The organism is Kitasatospora sp. NPDC088264 (assembly GCF_040685715.1).
Taxonomy (GTDB): Bacteria; Actinomycetota; Actinomycetes; order Streptomycetales; family Streptomycetaceae; genus Kitasatospora.
Genome location: NZ_JBFBIR010000039.1, coordinates 47,937 through 64,765, shown reverse-complemented (window position 1 = coordinate 64,765; position 16,829 = coordinate 47,937). Strand labels below are relative to the sequence as shown.

Sequence of the window (16,829 nt, the reverse complement as noted above, 5' to 3'; positions counted from 1 at the left end):
GTCATCCTTTCAGCGCTCCGCCGAGCAGGCCGGCCACGAACTGCCGCTGGAACACCAGGAAGAGCAGCACCAGCGGGAGGGTGGCCAGCAGGGAGCCGAGCATGAGGCCGGAGTAGTCGACGCGGGTCAGCCCGGTCAGTGTGTTGAGCGCCACCGGCACGGTGTACTTGTCCTCGGTGTTGAGCATCAGAAGCGGCCAGATGAAGCTGTTCCACTGGCCCATGAAGGTGAAGATCACGAGCGCGCCCAACTGCGGCCGCACGCACGGCAGGACGACCTGGTAGAAGGTGCGCAGTTCGCCGGAGCCGTCGATGCGCGCCGACTCCAGGAGTTCGTCGGGGAAGTCCAGGAAGCCCTGGCGCATCAGCAGGATGCCGAAGGAGTTGGCCAGGAAGGGCAGGATGACCGCCTGGTAGCTGTCGATCCAGCCGACGCTGGCCATCATCTGGAACAGCGGGACGAGCAGCACCTGGAGCGGGATCATCATGGTCGCCAGCACCAGCCCGAGCAGTAGCCCGCGACCCCGGAACCGGTACTTGGCCAGCCCGTAGCCGCACATGGCCGACAGCAGGGAGCTCAGCGCGGTGTAGACGACGGCCACGCCGAGGCTGTTGAGCAGCACCCGGCCGAAGCCGATGCTCTGCTGGAGGTGCGCCAGGTTGCGCAGCAGTTCCCCGCCGGGCAGGAACGGCGGCGGGGAGTGGAAGAGTTCGGAGCTGCTGTGGGTGCTGGCGATCAGCATCCAGGCGAACGGCACCAGGCTGACGACGGCGCCGAGGGCGAGCACGGCCAGGACGGCGGCGCGGCCGAGCCGGGCGGCCGGCGGGCGGGCCAGCGGTGGGCGGACGGTCGCCGGTCGGGCGGGCCGGGGGCGGGCGGAGGTGGCGCTCATCGGCGGCGTTCCCTTCCGTAGAACCGGAACTGGAGGAGGGAGACGGCGGCGATGACCAGCACCACGACCCAGGCGATCGCGGCCGCGTACCCGAAGTCGAGCTGCTGGAAGCCGACCTTGTACAGGTAGACCACCGGGGTGAGGGTCGCGTCGCCGGGGCCGCCGCGCGTCAGCACGTAGTTCTCGTCGAAGAGTTGGAGCGTGCCGATGGTGGAGGTGATGACGCAGAACAGCACCACCGGCCGCAGCTGCGGCAGGATCACGCTGGTGTAGGTGCGCAGCGTGCCCGCGCCGTCGAGGGCGGCGGCCTCGTACTGGTCCCGGCCGATGGCGTGCAGGCCGGCGAGCAGGATGACGGCGTTGTAGCCGGTCCAGCGCCAGGTGACCGAGCCGATCAGGGAGATCCTGGCCCAGGTGGGCGAGTTGAGCCAGTCGACGGGGCCGGCGCCCAGGGCGTGCAGGAGCTGGTTGGCCAGGCCGCCGTCGGTGCGCAGCAGCACCTGGAAGACGACGGCGTAGGCGACCAGCGTGGTGACGGCGGGCAGGAAGAAGACGGCCCGCCAGCCGGCCCGGAAGCGCAGCCAGGACTGGTTCAGCAGGACGGCCAGCACCAGCGCCAGGCCGATCATCACGGGCACCTGGACGGCCAGGATCATCCCGGTGTTGACCAGGGAGTGCAGGAAGGCCGGGTCGTCCAGCATCCGCCGGTACTGGTCCAGGCCGACCCAGACGGTGGCGCCGTCCCGGCGGGCGGTGAAGCTCTGATAGAGGCTGGCGCCGAGCGGATAGGCGAAGAAGAGGATGAAGAGCACGGCCGTGGGCCCGGCGAAGAGCCAGGCCGCGGAGCGTGGCAGCCGTCGTCGCCGGGTGGGCGCGGTGCGCGCGGGTGCGGCGGCCACCCGGGGGGCGGGGGCCTGGAGACTGGTCATGGCGCGTGTCCCTACGGGGCCGGCTGGCGACTGGTCGCGGTGGCGATCTGGCGGGCGGCGGAGCGCAGCGCGGTGCCGGGGTCGGCTCCGTTGTGCAGCACCTGGTTGACGGCGGTGTTGACGATGTCGCCGGCCTTGGAGTCGTCGGCGGTGCTCTCGACGGTGGGGATGGACCGGGCGAGGTCGGCGAGGAGCCGCATGGCGGGCTGGTTCGCGTAGTACGGGTCCGGCTGCTGGAAGTACGGGTCGTCCAGGGCCGGGAGGTAGGCGGGGAAGAGGCCTTCGTGCTCCATCATCGAGGCCTGGTTGGCCCGGTCGGCGAGCAGGAAGGAGAGGAATTCCCAGGCCAGTTCGGGGTTCTTGCTCTGGGCGGTGACGCAGAGGGTGGAGCCGCCGCTGTTGGAGGTGCGGCAGCCGCCGGGGTCGAACGCGGGCAGGGGGACGACGCCGAACCTGCCGTTCAGGTCGGCCATGTCGCCGGTGAGGGTGCCGTCCCACCAGGCGGCGGTGGGGGTGGTGGCGGCCTTGCCGTCGTGGGTGCCGGAGACCAGGCCGTCCCAGCCGTTCTCGAAGTCGACCAGGCCCCGGTCGACCAGTTGCTTCATCAGGGTGAGCGCCCGTTCGGCGGCGGGTGAGGCGACGGCGACCTTGCCGTCGACGAACCAGCCCTGGCCCTGCTGTTGGAGCAGCAGGGCGAACATGCTGTCCTGCTTGGCGTCCAGGATGAGCAGTTTCTTGCCGGTGCGGTCCTTGAGGGTGGTGCCGGCGGCGAGGTAGTCGTCCCAGGTGGTGAGGGTGGCGGGGTCGATTCCGGCCTGCTGGAAGTGGTCGCGGCGGTAGAAGAGGGCGCATGGGCCGCTGTCCCAGGGCAGTGCGAGGACGCGGCCGCCCACGTCGGTGACGGTGCGCCAGGCGGACGGTGCGAAGTCCTTCGCGAGGCCGCCGGCCCGGCTGGTCAGGTCCACCAGCGCGTGGGGGAAGTTGCCGATGTAGGTGGGCATCCTGTGGCCCTCGACGGTCAGTACGTCGGGGAGTCCGCTGCCGGCTCCGAGCCCGACGGTGATCTTGTCGTAGGCGTTGTCGTAGCCGATGTCGACGACGTCGACGGTGGTGCCGGGGTGGGCCTGTTCGAAGGCCTTGCCGAGCCGTTGCATGGCCTTGGCGGCGACGTCCCAGGACCAGATGGTGATCTTCCCGGCGACCTTGCCGCCCGAACTCGCGTCCAGCCGTTTGGCGTCCGGGGCGCCGGCGCCGCCGGTGGCGCAGCCTGTCGCCCCGGTCAGCAGCAGCGCGCCGCCCGCGAGCCCGGCGCCGAGGACCCGGCGCCGGGTGGGGCCCGGTCCGGATCCGGCCCGGCTGCCCGCCGGAGCGTCAAGGCGTCTGTGCCGGGTGCCGGTTGAGTTCTTTCCTCCCGACATCTTGCCTCCTGAAGAGTGAATGCCGAATGCTGTATACAGAACTCAGCACACACAGTGCCGTCAAGGCCTGTGACCGAAATCGCGGAAGGTGCCAGGATGACCGCACGCGCCCCCCGGACCCACCCGTACATCCCCAACTCCGCCCCCGACGTGAAGAAGGCCATGCTGGCGGCGATCGGCGCGCACAGCGTCGAGGAGTTCTACGCCGACATCCCCGCCGAGCTCCGCCTGGACCGCCCGCTGCGACTGCCCGAGCCGCTCGGCTCCGAGGCGCAACTGGTCGCTCACATGGAGGAGTTGCTCGCCCGCAACGCCGCCGTCCCGCCCGGCCGCAGCTTCCTCGGCGCCGGCTGCTACCGCCACCACGTGCCCGCCGTGGTCGACGAGGTCGTCAACCGCAGCGAGTTCCTCACCGCCTACGCCGGTGAGCCGTACGAGGACCACGGCCGGTTCCAGGCCCTGTGGGAGTACCAGTCGCTGATGGCCGAACTGCTGGCCGTCGACGTCGTCAACGTGCCGACCTACGACGGCTTCCAGGCCGCCGCGACCGCACTGCGGATGGCCGGCCGGGCCACCGGGCGCCGCCGCCTCCTGCTGGTCGGCGACCTCGACCCGGACAAGCTCTCCCGGATCCGCGACTACGTGCGCGGCGTCCACGACCTCGTGCTCGTCCCGGCCGAGCCCGGGGCCGTCCGCGCCGCCCTCGCCGCCGGCGACGCCGCCGCCGTCTTCGCCGAACTGACCGACCACTGCGGCCGGGTCGACCCCGAACTGCCGCAGTACGTCGAACTCGCCCACCAGGCAGGCGCGCTGGCCGTCATCGGCGCCAACCCGCTGAGCCTCGGCGCGCTCGCCCCGCCCGCCTCCTTCGGCGCCGACCTCACCTGCGGCGACCTCCAGCCGCTCGGCATCCACCCCAGCTTCGGCGGCGGCAACGCGGGCTTCATCGCCAGCGCCGACGACGAACGCCTGGTGGCCGAGTACCCCAGCCGCCTCTTCGGCCTCACCCCCACCGACGTGCCGGGCGAGTACGGCTTCGGCGACGTCGCCTACGAGCGCACCTCCTTCGCCCTGCGCGAGGAGGGCAAGGAGTGGGTCGGCACCGCCGCCGCCCTGCACGGCATCGCCGCCGGGGTCTACCTCTCGCTGATGGGGCCGCACGGCATGCGCGAGATCGGCGAGACCATCCTCGCCAACACCGCCTACGCCCGCCGGCGCCTCGCCCAGGCCCCCGGCGTGGAACTCGCCGACCCCGAGGCCGTCCACTTCGCCGACTTCACCCTCCGCTACACCGGCGGGCGCACCGCCGCCGAGGTCGCCGCCGCGCTGCTCGCCCGCGGCCTGCACGCCGGCACCCCGGCCGGGGAACACGAGGGCCGCTACTGCGTGACCGAGCTCCACACCCAGGCCGACATCGACCGCCTCGCCACCGCCCTTGAGGAGATCGTCAAGTGACGGATCGTCAGAACAGCGGCGGGACCGACCCGCGGATCGCCCCCAAGCCCGCTCTGCGCCGCTTCCACCAGGCCCGCTGGGACGAGAAGCTGATCTTCGAACTGGGCGCGCCCGGCGAGCGCGGCGTCCTGCCGCCGACCCCCGGACCCGGCGTCACCGCCGCCGTCGGCAGCCCCGCCGACCGCCTGCCCGCCGCGCTGCGCCGCACCACCCCGGCCGCGCTGCCCGAACTCGGCCAGCAGCAGGTGCTCCGCCACTACCTGCGGCTCTCCCAGGAGAACCTCGGCGCCGACCTCAACGTCGACGTCGGCCAGGGCACCTGCACCATGAAGTACAGCCCCAAGGTCAACGACGCCTTCGTCCGCGACCCGCGCATCGCCGCCCTGCACCCGGCCCAGGACCCCTCGACCGTCCAAGGGGTGCTCGAACTCGTCCACCGGCTTGAGCAGTTGCTCAAGGAGGTCTCCGGCATGGACCGGGTCTCGCTGCAACCCGGCGCCGGCTCCGCCGCGATCTGGACCAACGTCTCCGTCATCCGCGCCCACTTCGCCGCCCGCGGCGAGGCGGAGCAGCGCGACGAGGTCATCACCACCGCCTTCTCGCACCCCTCCAACGCCGCCTGCGCCAAGACCGCCGGCTTCAAGGTGATCACCCTGCACCCGGACGCGGACGGCTACCCCGACATCGAGGCGCTGCGCGCCGCCGTCGGCCCGCGCACCGCCGCGCTGCTCATCACCAACCCCGAGGACACCGGGATCTACAACCCCCGGATCGCCGAGTTCGTCCGCATCGTGCACGCCGCCGGCGGCCTGTGCGCCTACGACCAGGCCAACGCCAACGGCGTCCTCGGCATCACCCGGGCCCGCGAGGCCGGCTTCGACCTGTGCCACTTCAACCTGCACAAGACCTTCTCCACCCCGCACGCCTGCGGCGGCCCCGCCGCCGGCGCCTGCGGCGTCACCGCCGAGCTCGCGCCCCACCTGCCCAGCCCCACCGTCGAGTTCGACGGCGAGCGGTACATCCTGGACCACGACCGGCCGGAGTCCATCGGCAAGATCCGCCCCTACCTGGGCGTCGTCCCGAACCTGGTCCGCGCCTACGCCTGGATCATGTCGATGGGCGCCGCGGGGCTGCGCGAGGCCGCCGAGACCGCCGTGCTCAACAACAACTACCTGATGCACCAGGTCCAGCGGATCCGCGGCGTCTCCGTGCCCTACGCCAAGGGGCGCCCGCGCGTCGAGCAGGTCCGCTACAGCTGGCAGCAGCTCAACGAGGACACCGGCCTGCACAGCGAGGACCTCGGGTACCGCGCCGCCGACTTCGGCACCCACTACTGGACCAGCCACCACCCGTACGTCGTCCCCGAGCCGATGACGCTGGAGCCGACCGAGTCCTACTCCCGCGCCGACCTCGACGAGTACGCCGCGATCCTCGCCGAGGTCGCCCGCGAGGCCTACGAGGACCCGGAGACCGTCCGCACGGCCCCGCACAACTCCACCGTGCACCGCATCCGGCACGAACCGCTGGACGACCCGGCGGTCTGGGCCGTCAGCTGGCGCGCCTACCGCCGCAAGGTCCTCGGCGAGCGGCCGTGACGGCGGGCCCCGGGGCCGGTCGTCCGACTCCCGCCGTCCGCCCGGCGGGCGGGAACCCGGCGACCGGCCCCACCGTCGGGCTCGTGGTCAACCCGGTCGCCGGACTCGGCGGCCGGGTCGGCCTCAAGGGCAGCGACGGCGCCGAGGTCCAGCAGCGGGCCCGCACCCTCGGCGCCCGGCCGGCCGCGACCTCCCGCACGGAGCTGATGCTCCGCCAGTTCGCCCTGCTCGCACCGCACTCGGCCTTGCTCACGGCGGCCGGGCCGATGGGTGCGGACGCGGCGCGGGCGGCCGGCCTCGACGCGACGGTGGTCCACCGGCCCACCGGCCCGGGCACCACGGCGGCGGACACCCGCGCGGCCGTCCGCGCCCTCGTCGCGGCCGGCGCCGGCCTGCTGCTGTTCTGCGGCGGCGACGGCACGGCCCGCGACGTCCTCGACGCGCTCGGATCGCTCGGATCGCTCGGCCCGCTCGGTGCGGAGCCAGGACCGCCCGTCCTCGGCATCCCGGCCGGGGTCAAGATGCACTCCGCGGTCTTCGCCGTCCACCCCCGCGCCGCCGCCGAGGTGGCCGCGGCCTGGGTGGGCGGCGGCGTCCGGCTGGCGTCCGCCGAGGTCGTGGACCGCGACGAGGCGGCGCTACGGGAGGGCCGGGTGTCCGCCCGCCTGCACGGGTGGCTGACCGTCCCGGTCCTGCCCGCCCGGGTCCAGCAGCGCAAGACCGGCAGTTCCGCCGCCGACCCCGAGGCGCTGGGCGGCATCGCCGCCGAGGTCGCCGAACGCGTCGGCCCCGGCGGGCTGCTCGCCCTCGGCCCGGGCGGCACGACGCACGCCGTCGCCACCGCGCTCGGCGCGGCGGACGCCTGTCTGACCGGCGTGGACGTGCTCCGCCTCCAACCGGGCGGCGGCGCCCGGGTCGTGATCCGCGATGCCCGGGCCGACCAGCTGCTGGCCCTGCCCGCCACCCCGTGGATCGCGCTCTCGCCGATCGGCGGCCAGGGCTTCCTGCTCGGCCGCGGCAACCAGCAGTTCACCCCCGAACTGCTGCGCGCCACCGGCCGCGAGCGGCTGCTCGTCCTCGCCACCGAGGCGAAGCTCGCCGCCCTCGCGGGCCGCCCGCTGCTGCTGGACACCGGTGACCCGGAGCTGGACGATGCCCTGTCCGGGCACGTCCGGGTGATCACCGGCCGCCACGCCAGCGCCGTCTACCGCCTGACCGCCTGACCGGCCCGACCATCTGACCAGCCGGGCCGGCCGGACCTCCTGAGACCCGCCCCCCTGAGACCTCCTGAGACCCCCTGAAGAGGAGCCCCCAGTGATCGACCTCCACGGCAAGCGCGCCATCGTCACCGGCGCCGCCTCCGGCATCGGCCGGGCCACCGCCGCGCTGCTGGCCGAACTCGGCGCGGCCGTCGTCCTCGCCGACCTCGACGCCGACCGCGGCGAACGGGCCGCCAAGGAGACCGGCGGCACCTTCGTCCGCTGCGACGTCTCCCAACGCGCCGACTGCGAACGGGCCGTACGCACCGCCGTCGACCTGCACGGCGGCGTCGACGTGCTGTTCAACAACGCCGGGATCATCCGCCGGTCCACCGTCTGCGACATCGCCGACGACGACTGGGACCTGGTGATGGCCGTCAACGTCCGCTCCGTCATGCTGCTCAGCGGGCTGGTCGTGCCGCTGATGGCCGCGAACGGTGGCGGCAGCATCATCAACACCGGCTCCGGCTGGGGCATCCGGGGCGGCGGCCGGGCCGTCTCCTACTGCGCCTCCAAGGGCGCCGTCGTCAACATGACCCGGGCCATGGCCATCGACCACGGCCCCGACAACATCCGCGTCAACTGCGTGTGCCCCGGCGACACCAACACCGGTATGCTCGCCGAGGAGGCCCGCCAGCTCGGCGAGAGCCCGGACGCCTTCTACGCCGACGCCGCCGACCGACCGCTCGGCCGCATCGGCCAGCCTCGGGACATCGCCCAGACGGTCGCCTTCCTCGCCAGTGACGCCTCCACGTTCGTCAGCGGCGCGATCATCGCCGTGGACGGCGCCGGGACCGCCTGACCAGTCGCCCGGCCGGTACGCTACGGACCGAGGAAGAAGGGAAAGCCCGATGGCGATCGAGCGGCGTCCGCTGCGCGAACAGGTGAAGGACGAACTCCTGGAGCGGCTGGGCCACGGCCGGTTCACCCCCGGCGAGTCGATCAACGAGGTCCACCTCGCGGAGGAACTGGGCGTCAGCCGCACCCCGTTGCGCGAGGCGCTGATCAGTCTGGAGCGCGAAGGCATCATCACCAGCGAGCGCGGCAAGGGCTTTCGCTTCGCACCCACCGGCCGGCAGGAGTTCCTCGACCTCACGGCCATCCTGATCGCCCTGGAGTCGCTGGCGCTGCGGACCTCCGACCGCGCGTACCTCTCGGCCATCGCGCCCCGGCTGCTGGCGGAGGCCCGCGCCTTCTCCGCGCCCCAGGCCCCGCACGGCACCATAGAGCGCTACGACGACGCCTGGCACGCGCTGTTGCTCTCCGGCTGCTCCAACACCCGGCTGCGCGAGCTGATCGACTCGCTCAAACTCACCCTCCACCGCTACGAGCGGGTGGTCGTCGGCGACCACGAGATCCTCGAACGCGCCGCCGAGGAGCACGAGCGGATCGCCCAGTGCCTCCTCGACGACGACGTGGAGCAGGCCGTCGCCGCCCTGGAGGCGAACTGGACCAGCGGCATGGAACGGATCATGGAGCGCCTGCCGGCCCTCGGCGCCCGCTGACGCGCCCTCCCCCGCGGCCGGGACGTCACTCCTCGTCGGACCGGCCGCGGACGCAGGTCAGCACTCCGGCCACGGCCGCGATCTGCGCGGTGAGCCCGCCTGCGTCGCCCTGCCCCTGCACCGACAGGGCGACCTCGACGGGCTTCTCGGAGACCTCGCCGGGGAGCTCCCCGTCCGTGCCGGACAGCGTGCGCAGCTCGAAGACGGCGAAGCCGGCCCGGGTGCACTGGTCCAGCACGTCCCGCAGCACCCCCCTGCCCGGACGGTAGACGATGCGGTACGAGACCGGCGGCCGGTGCAGCGCGGGCAGGCGGTTGAGCAACGGCCTGATCGCGTAGGACGCGAGGAAGTACGCCGCGACGGTCAGCGCCGCGAGCAGCGGCAGACCCGCGGCCGCGGCGGAGCCCACCGCCGCGGTGAGCCAGATCGTGGCCGCCGTCGTCAGGCCCTGCACCCAGCCCCGGTGCACGAAGATCACCCCGGCGCCGATGAAGCCCAGCCCCGACACGATCTGCGCGGCCATCCGGGACGGGTCCAGCTCGACGGTGCCCGCGCGCACCACGTCGGCGAAACCGTACTTGCTCACCAGGGTGAACAGCGCCGCGCCGCTGCCCACCGTCGTGTACGTCCGCAGGCCCGCGGACTTCTGGCGGATCTGCCGCTCGACCCCGATCAGGCCGGAGAGCAGGAAGGCGAACAGGAACTCCAGTACCTGGACCGACCCCTGACCGGACGGCCCGGCCGCCCATTGAACCGCTGCCATAGCCCTGACGCCTCTTCTCCGCCGCACCGCCGGCCCCGGACGTGGTGATTCATGCTAGGGCCCGGTGCCCGGCGGCGTGGCCTCCTCCCGGCAGGCCGGGGGTCGATTCCGCGTCAATTCCCGGCGAGTCCCCACCCGTCGGCGCGCACGGACGGCCTGGGCCGGACCGAGGCGAGCAGGGCGGCCGGGTCGGGATTCTTCTGGAGGCCCGGCAGCAGCAGTTCCCACAGGTCGCACAGGCGCTCCTCGATGGTGCGCCGTCCGTCGATCGCGTCGGAGACGGTGTGCAGCCCGAAGAACGCGCAGATCACGCCGTGGGCCGCGGTCGACGGGTCGACCCGGGCGGCGAGCTCGCCCTCGCTGCCCGCCCGTTCGAGCAGGACGCGGACGGTGTCGATCCACCCCACGAACGGCACCGGGAGGTCGGCGTCGATGGCCGCGCGCTCGGACCAGAGCCGGGCGCCGGCCCTGACCACGACGTCGTCGCGGAAGGCCCGCGCCACCGCGAAGCTCAGCCGGACGAGTTGCTCCAGCGCCGGCACCGGCGTGCGGGTGTGGCGCGCGACGAGCTCCGGCCAGGTGGCGAAGTGCGCTTCGATCACGGCGCGGGCCAGGTTCTCCTTGCTGGTGTAGTGGAAGTAGATGGCCCCGCTCGTCCTGCCGGAGGCCGCGCTGATGTCGCTGATGCTGGTGCCCGCGTACCCGCGTTCGTCGAACAATCGCGCAGCTGATTCGAGGACTGACCTCCGTGTCGTCTCCGCCCGATTCTGCACGCGCCTCTGCCTTTTCAAGATCACCTCGGCTTTTCGCACGCACTGTAGTGATCCGCGGGCCGGATCGCCAACTGACGACATGCGAAACCAAGGGGATTGATATTTTCTGTAAATATGAAGATGCTGGATTTCCTCCCCTCCTCGGCGGCCCGGCATCCTGCCCGACCGCTCAGCTGGTCCCGCACGGTCCCCCGTGAACTGGTCCACCGCGCCGCCGTGGCGGAGGTGCTGCTGACCGACGTCCGGGCCCGAGGCGGCGACCGCTTCGAGGCGGCGGCCCAGTGGCCCCGTTCCCACCCCACCTTCCCGCGCGGACGCGGGGAGCGGCACGACCCGCTGATCGCCGTGGAGACCGCCCGCCAGCTGGGCATCTACCTGCCGCTGCGCCACTACGGCGTACCGGCCGACACGCACCTGCTGATCACCGACGTGTCCTGCCGGGTCGACCCGGCGGCCGAGCCGCGCGGCGACGGCCCGGCGGCGGTCCTCTGCCGGGCCCTGGTGCACGACCTGCGGACCTCGGCCGAAAACCACCGGCCCACCGGCATGCGGCTGCGGGTCGACTGCTCCGCGCGGGGAGTGGTGTTCGCCCGGATCGAGGGCGGCACGCGCTTCGTCGAACGGCCCGTCTACCCGGCCCTGCGCGGCACCGCGCTGGCCGGGGATCCCGCGGACTCCGGCCCGCCCCCCGACCCCCCGTCACCGGCGGAGGTCGGCGTCGCCCTGCCCTCTGACGTGCTGGTGACGCGCGCGGCCGGCCGTTCGTGGGCGGATGGCCCCCTCCTGATCTGCCCGGCCGATCCGGCGCACCCGTTCTTCTTCGACCACCCGTCCGACCACATGCCCGGCATGGTGCTGCTGGAGGCGGCCCGGCAGGCCGCGGCACTGCGGAGCGCGGGGCGGCTGTCGCACCCCGTCGACTACCGGATGAAGGCCGTGCGGTTCACCGAGTTCGCCCCCCTCCCGGAAGTCGGCATCACCGAGTACGAGCATTTGTGTGTTTTTCATATTCGTCAGAACGGTCATATCACCGCCGTGGGGTCGTTGGGCTATTGAAGTAAAGACCCGGCAAATCTAGGGCCGCCAAGTTTGACCGCGAAACATATCGATCGTAACGTTGCGATCGTTATGTTCCGGGTCGTTTTCTCCGGCCCGGACGCCGATGCGCGTCGTTTTGCCGCGCTCCAGATTCCGGCCCCGGACAGGTCGGCAAGCGGCGACGGCCCCAGGCCGTGGCCGCCCCCCCTCGTCCCGACGCGCACCCCGGCGAATCCCACAGAGCCAATCCCACCTGAAGGGCGTAGGCATGACCGTGGAGAGAATCAACGACTGGACCCCTGCAGCCGTCGTCTTCGACTGCGACGGCACGCTGATGGACACCGAGTCGCACTGGCACGAGGCCCGTGCGGAGGTGCTGCGGGGCTACGGACTCACGGCCGGACCGGAGTTCACGGCGCGCGCGGCCGGGCTGCACTACTCGGACTGCGGGCGGCTGATGGCCGAGACCGCCGGCGACCCCTCGCTGGCGCCGGAGCTGACCGACCGGCTGCTGGCGAGCTTCCGGGCGCTCGTCGACGCCGACCCGGTCCCGATGCCGGGCGCGGCCGAACTGGTCGGCCGGCTCAGCGGGTTCGTCCCGCTGGCGGTCGCCAGCAACTGCCCGCGCGACGTGATCGAGGCCGGACTCGGCGGCGCCGGACTGCTCGAACACTTCGAGCACATCGTGGTCCCGGCCGAGGGGATCGGGCCCAAGCCGGCGCCGGACGTCTACCTGACCGCCGCCCGGCTCTGCGGCGCCGAGCCCACCGACTGCCTCGCCGTGGAGGACACCTTCTGCGGCATCCGCTCGGCCGTCCTGGCGGGGCTGCGGGTGATCGGTGTCGGACCGCACCCGTCGGCCGAGGCGCGGGACGCGGTCGACCTGTGGGTCGCCACCCTGGGCGAGCCGGGACTGCTCGACTGGGTCCGGCGCCGGAGCGCTCTCGCCCTCACCAGCTGAGCGGCCCCCGGCCGAGCAGCCCCTGGCCGAGCAGCGCCCGGCGGAGCGCAAGCCGGCCGGGGAACCGGCCAGGCGCTCACGGTCCGGCGGGGGCCGGCTCGGGGCCGCACAGCGGATCGGGCCCGCCGAACGCGGTGTCGGTGGACGCGGTGTCGGTCGGCGCGGTGTCGGTGGACGCGCTGCCGGTGGACGCGCGGTCAGCAGCGCTGTCATCGCGCAGCACTCCGCCCAGCGTCCGCGGCACCGCGTGCGCCGAGGCGAACAGCAGCGCGATGCCCACGGCGCCCGGGTCGGGCACTCCCGAGGCCCGTTCGCCGAGATAGCTGGCCCGACCGCGGCGGGCCCGCAGGGCCCTGGTCCGGCGGACGCCCGCCGCCGCGGCGGCGGCGGCCGCCGCGAGGCAGTCGTCCGGGCGGGCATCGGGAGTGCAGCCGCGCAGGGCCAGTGCGGCCGGGTGCAGGGCGTCGACGAGCGTCTTGTCACCCGGCCGCGCCTCCCCCACCCGCTGGACGGCCTCCAGCGCCGCCGTCGCTCCCCGGGCCAGGGCCGGGCCGGTCAGCGGGCCGGTGCCGACGGCCGCCGCCAGCTCCTGGAGCACCAGGCCGAACAGCGGCCCGCTCGTCCCGCCGACCTCGTCCAGGAACGCGCCCGCCGCCGCGCCCAGCGGTACCGCCGCGGCCTGGCGCCCCGGTGGCAGCCGGTCCAGCGCGGCCAGGGCGCACCGCACGCCGGTGAGCAGGTTGACGCCGAAGTCGCCGTCCCCGGCGGCCTGGTCGAGCCGGGTGAGCTCCTCCTCGGTGACCGCGACGGTCTCGGCGAACCGCCGCATCCAGCCCGCCGTGAAGAGGCCGTCGAAGGCCTTCGTGCCCGTCATCTCCTGACCTCCTGGTGACCGGGGGCCGGCGCCGATTGCGCGACCGGCCAGGCCGCCGTGTACGCGGGGGCGTCGAGCAGCGCGAGCGTCTGTTCGTCGGCGGCGAGCAGGGTGATCGAGAACCCCCGCATGTCGAGGGCGGTGACGTAGTCGCCGACCAGGCTGCGCGCCAGGCGGCGCCCGCCGGCGTCCAGGACGGCGGCCAGTTCGTACAGGACCGCGTACAGCTCCAGGCCGGTGGTCGCGCCCAGCCCGTTGACCAGCGCGACCAGGGGGGCGCGGGCCGGGCGCAGCGCCTCCAGCAGGCGCAGCGCCATCCGGCCCACCAGGACGGCCAGCGGTTCGCACTCCAGGGAGAGTTCGGCCCGTTCGCCGTGGATGCCGACGCCGAACTCGACCGTCCGGTCCGACACCTCGAAGGCCGGCCGGCCGGTGGCCGGGGAGGTGTGTGCGGCGCCGGCCACCGCGATGCTGCGGCAGCGCCCGGCCAACTCGGCTCCCAGCAGGGAGAGTTCCGCCAGTCCGAGCCCGAGGTCGGCGGCCGCTCCGAGGATCTTCTGCACCAGGACGGTGGCCGCCGTCCCGCGCCGGCCGGCGGCGACGGACTCGGACTCGGAGGCGAGGTCGTCGTCCACCAGGACCCTGGCGCACGGTATGCCCTGGCGGTGCAGCCGTTCGGCCGCGATGCCGAAGTTGATCCGGTCGCCGGTGTAGTTCTTCACGATGTGCAGGACGCCGTCCTCGCCGGCGACCGCGCGCGAGGCCTCGAAGATCTGCCGGTTGTGCGGTGAGGCGAAGATCCGGCCCGGGCAGGCGGCGTCGAGCATGCCCCGGCCGACGAATCCGACGTGCAGGGGCTCGTGCCCGGAGCCGCCACCGGAGAGCAGTCCGACCCGGCGCCCGGGGGCCCGGTCACGGGTGCGGACGAATCCGAGGTCGGGGTCGTGGACGACGAGCGATGGGTGGGCCCGGGCGAATCCGGCGAGTGCGCTCGCCACCAGGGCGTCCTGATCGGTTTCGAGGTAAGGGGCCACGTCCGGCTCCGCTCGGTAGGGCGGCCGCGCTGCGCGCGATCGCCGATCACGTTCACCCATGCTTGGGCAGGCGCCCGCGCGCGGCAACCCGCAGACGGAAGTGCGCGAGGGCCCGGAACGGCCGCCCGGCGGGCGGTTCCGGGCCTTCGGGGCGCCGGCGCCCCGAAGGGTCGCGGCACCCACTCGGGTGATGTCGCGCCCGCCGGTCCGGCGGGCACGGGCCCCGGTTTCCCCCCGCTTCCGCACGATCTCCCGGCGCCCGGGCCGTAATCCGTTCCCGGCGTTCCCGTGGCGGCCGGATGCTATCCGGAGTTTTGACATTCCGCTTAAAGTCATACAGTCTTCTCGGCATGTCTGACCGTCACCCGATCGAGTGCGCCGCCATTGAGCTGGCGCTGATCGGCGTGGCCGCGCACTGCGTTTCCGACAATCTCTGTCGCTGAATCCGCCTGTCCCGACGCGTAGCGGTGATCGCCGCCCCGGGACGTCGCCCCTTCCTGCGGGCGCGGTGCCGCTCACTCTCCTCACGGCCTCACTGTCGCCCGCCTTCCTCCGTACACCATCGGTAGCGAAAGGCCCCCTTTCCGATGTCTCGAACCACCTTCACCCCCCGCCGCCTCGCCGCGGCGACCGTCACCGTCGCCCTGGCCGTCGGAGTGGCGGCGTGCGGACCGAAGGGCGACGGCGGTGGAAGCACCGGCAAGGACGCCGCGCCGCAGCAGGGCGGCACCCTCACCGTCCTCAACCAGAACCCGCAGGACCAGTTCGACCCCGCACGGCTCTACACCTCCGGCGGCGGCAACGTGCCCTCCCTGGTCTTCCGCACCCTCACCACCCGCAACCGGGCCGACGGCGCGGCCGGCACCAAGGTCGTCCCCGACCTCGCCACCGACACCGGCACCCCCTCGGAGGGCGCGACGGTGTGGACGTACCACCTCAAGGACGGCCTGAAGTACGAGGACGGCTCGGCGATCACCACCGCCGATATCAAGTACGGCATCGAAAGGTCATTCGCCCCCGAACTCTCCGGCGGGGCGCCATTCCTGAGGGACTGGCTGGTCGGCGCCGCCGACTACCAGGGCCCGTACAAGGACGGCCGCGGTCTGGACGCGATCGAGACGCCGGACGAGAAGACCATCACCTTCCGCCTCAACAAGCCCGAGGGCGACTTCCCCTACCTGGCCACCCAGACGCAGTTCGCCCCCGTCCCGAAGGCCAAGGACACCGGGACGAAGTACCAGGAGCACCCCGTCTCCTCCGGCCCCTACCAGGTCGTCAAGAACGAGAACGACGGCGCACACCTCGTCCTCAAGCGCAACCCCAACTGGTCCGCGGCCAACGACGACCAGCGCAAGGCGTACCCGGACACCGTCGACGTGCAGTCCGGGCTCGACCCGGCGGTGATCAACCAGCGGCTCTCCGCCGGCACCGGCGCCGACGCGGCCGCCGTCACCACCGACACCAACCTCGGCCCCTCCGAGCTCGCCCAGGTGAAGGACGACAAGGCGCTCGCCGCCCGCGTCGGCACCGGCCACTTCGGCTACGTCAACTACCTGGCGTTCAACCCCAAGGTCAAGCCCTTCGACAACCCCAAGGTCCGGCAGGCCGTCGCCTACGCGCTCAACCGCACCTCGGTCGTCAACGCCGCCGGCGGCTCCTCGCTCGCCGAGGCCGCCACCACCTACCTGCCCGCCCAGGAGACCTTCGGGTACACGCCCTACGACCCGTTCCCGGCCGGCGCCACCGGCAACCCGGAGAAGGCCAGGGAGCTGCTGAAGGAGGCCGGCTACCCGGACGGCCTGACCATCACGCTCACCCACTCCACCGAATCGGGCAAGGGCTACGGCCCGAACCTGGCCACCGCCGTCCAGGACGGCCTGAAGGCGGCCGGGATCACCGTCCAGCTCGACGCCCTGGACTCCACCAGGTACTCCAAGACGATCCACACCGTCAGCACCGAACCCGGCCTCTTCCTCTCCGGCTGGGGCGCCGACTGGCCCTCCGGCGGCCCGTTCCTCGCGCCGATCTTCGACGGCCGGCAGATCGTCACCGACGGCTACAACTTCAACTCCGCGCAGCTGGACGACCCGTCGGTGAACGACGAGATCGACCAGATCAACAAGATCACCGACCACGCCGAGGCGGCCAAGCGCTGGGGCGCCCTGGACAAGCGGATCGGCGACCAGGCCCTGACCGTCCCGCTGTTCCACCCCGTCTACAAGCGGCTGTCGGGCAAGGACGTCCGCAACATCGTCATCAGCGACTGGACCGGCGTGCTCGACATCTCCCAGGTCGCGGTCAAGTAGCGGACGGGATCGGACGGATCGGTCGAA

15 protein-coding genes and 1 pseudogene are annotated in these 16,829 nt (G+C 72.9%); 9 read left to right on the top strand and 7 right to left on the bottom strand.

Going from position 1 to position 16,829, the window contains the following annotated elements; genetic code table 11:
- Nucleotide 1 precedes the first annotated feature (1 nt).
- From AB0O82_RS26155 to AB0O82_RS26145, 3 genes are read right to left on the bottom strand one after another with little or no spacing between them, the layout of a single operon-like run.
- Nucleotides 2-892 carry a carbohydrate ABC transporter permease gene (locus AB0O82_RS26155; RefSeq protein WP_363586392.1) on the bottom strand — a complete coding sequence of 297 codons (891 nt, stop codon included), beginning with the start codon at nt 890-892 and terminating at the stop codon, nt 2-4.
- Nucleotides 889-1,821, bottom strand: a complete 933-nt coding sequence (locus AB0O82_RS26150; protein ID WP_350884942.1) for a sugar ABC transporter permease — start codon at nt 1,819-1,821, stop codon at nt 889-891. Before AB0O82_RS26150 ends, AB0O82_RS26155 begins: the two co-directional genes overlap by 4 nt.
- Nucleotides 1,822-1,832: 11 nt before the next feature.
- Nucleotides 1,833-3,239 (bottom strand): sugar ABC transporter substrate-binding protein, encoded by a 1,407-nt coding sequence (locus AB0O82_RS26145; protein ID WP_363586391.1) that lies wholly within the window; start codon nt 3,237-3,239, stop codon nt 1,833-1,835.
- A 96-nt stretch (nt 3,240-3,335) separates the two neighbouring features.
- Here AB0O82_RS26145 and gcvPA point away from each other — a divergent pair, with 96 nt between their 5' ends.
- The 5 genes from gcvPA to AB0O82_RS26120 all read left to right on the top strand — a co-directional run bounded on the left by gcvPA (nt 3,336) and on the right by AB0O82_RS26120 (nt 9,053).
- Nucleotides 3,336-4,694 (top strand): aminomethyl-transferring glycine dehydrogenase subunit GcvPA, encoded by a 1,359-nt coding sequence (gene gcvPA, locus AB0O82_RS26140; protein ID WP_363586390.1) that lies wholly within the window; start codon nt 3,336-3,338, stop codon nt 4,692-4,694.
- Nucleotides 4,691-6,289, top strand: a complete 1,599-nt coding sequence (gcvPB, locus tag AB0O82_RS26135; RefSeq protein ID WP_363586389.1) for an aminomethyl-transferring glycine dehydrogenase subunit GcvPB — start codon at nt 4,691-4,693, stop codon at nt 6,287-6,289. Before gcvPA ends, gcvPB begins: the two co-directional genes overlap by 4 nt.
- An 83-nt stretch (nt 6,290-6,372) precedes the next feature.
- Complete coding sequence (locus AB0O82_RS26130) at nt 6,373-7,512, top strand: NAD(+)/NADH kinase (protein WP_363586388.1); 1,140 nt, start codon at nt 6,373-6,375, stop codon at nt 7,510-7,512.
- Between the two features lie 91 nt (nt 7,513-7,603).
- Entirely contained in the window at nt 7,604-8,350 is a 747-nt protein-coding gene (locus AB0O82_RS26125; protein ID WP_363586387.1) for a glucose 1-dehydrogenase, read from the top strand.
- 49 nt (nt 8,351-8,399) lie between these two features.
- On the top strand, nt 8,400-9,053 hold the full coding sequence (locus AB0O82_RS26120; protein WP_363586386.1) for a GntR family transcriptional regulator: 654 nt from the start codon (nt 8,400-8,402) through the stop codon (nt 9,051-9,053).
- Nucleotides 9,054-9,078: 25 nt separating this feature from the next.
- Here AB0O82_RS26120 and AB0O82_RS26115 read toward each other — a convergent pair whose 3' ends face one another.
- The gene (locus AB0O82_RS26115; RefSeq protein WP_363586385.1) at nt 9,079-9,816 is read right to left on the bottom strand and encodes an MgtC/SapB family protein; all 738 of its coding nucleotides are present in this window, start codon (nt 9,814-9,816) and stop codon (nt 9,079-9,081) included.
- A gap of 113 nt (nt 9,817-9,929) precedes the next feature.
- Nucleotides 9,930-10,589 carry a ScbR family autoregulator-binding transcription factor gene (locus tag AB0O82_RS26110; protein WP_363586384.1) on the bottom strand — a complete coding sequence of 220 codons (660 nt, stop codon included), beginning with the start codon at nt 10,587-10,589 and terminating at the stop codon, nt 9,930-9,932.
- Between the two features lie 114 nt (nt 10,590-10,703).
- Here AB0O82_RS26110 and AB0O82_RS26105 point away from each other — a divergent pair, with 114 nt between their 5' ends.
- Together AB0O82_RS26105 and AB0O82_RS26100 are read left to right on the top strand one after the other, a co-directional pair.
- Nucleotides 10,704-11,645 carry a ScbA/BarX family gamma-butyrolactone biosynthesis protein gene (locus tag AB0O82_RS26105; RefSeq protein WP_363586383.1) on the top strand — a complete coding sequence of 314 codons (942 nt, stop codon included), beginning with the start codon at nt 10,704-10,706 and terminating at the stop codon, nt 11,643-11,645.
- 250 nt (nt 11,646-11,895) lie between these two features.
- The gene (locus AB0O82_RS26100; protein WP_363586382.1) at nt 11,896-12,588 is read left to right on the top strand and encodes an HAD family phosphatase; all 693 of its coding nucleotides are present in this window, start codon (nt 11,896-11,898) and stop codon (nt 12,586-12,588) included.
- 250 nt (nt 12,589-12,838) lie between these two features.
- On the opposite strand, the pseudogene dhaL reads toward AB0O82_RS26100, so the two are convergent.
- Together dhaL and AB0O82_RS26090 are read right to left on the bottom strand one after the other, a co-directional pair.
- Nucleotides 12,839-13,462 (bottom strand): annotated as a pseudogene (dhaL, locus tag AB0O82_RS26095) (dihydroxyacetone kinase subunit DhaL); the annotation flags it as partial.
- A complete protein-coding gene (locus tag AB0O82_RS26090) occupies nt 13,459-14,496 on the bottom strand; it encodes a dihydroxyacetone kinase subunit DhaK (RefSeq protein WP_363586381.1) in 1,038 nt (345 codons plus the stop codon). The pseudogene dhaL and the gene AB0O82_RS26090, both read right to left, overlap by 4 nt.
- 350 nt (nt 14,497-14,846) lie before the next feature.
- Here AB0O82_RS26090 and AB0O82_RS26085 point away from each other — a divergent pair, with 350 nt between their 5' ends.
- Nucleotides 14,847-14,939, top strand: coding sequence for an Ms4533A family Cys-rich leader peptide (locus tag AB0O82_RS26085; protein ID WP_317620150.1), 93 nt, complete (start codon nt 14,847-14,849; stop codon nt 14,937-14,939).
- A 144-nt stretch (nt 14,940-15,083) separates the two neighbouring features.
- Nucleotides 15,084-16,802: an ABC transporter substrate-binding protein gene (locus AB0O82_RS26080; RefSeq protein ID WP_363586380.1), complete on the top strand. Its 1,719-nt coding sequence runs from the start codon at nt 15,084-15,086 to the stop codon at nt 16,800-16,802.
- The last annotated feature ends 27 nt before the right edge of the window (nt 16,803-16,829 follow it).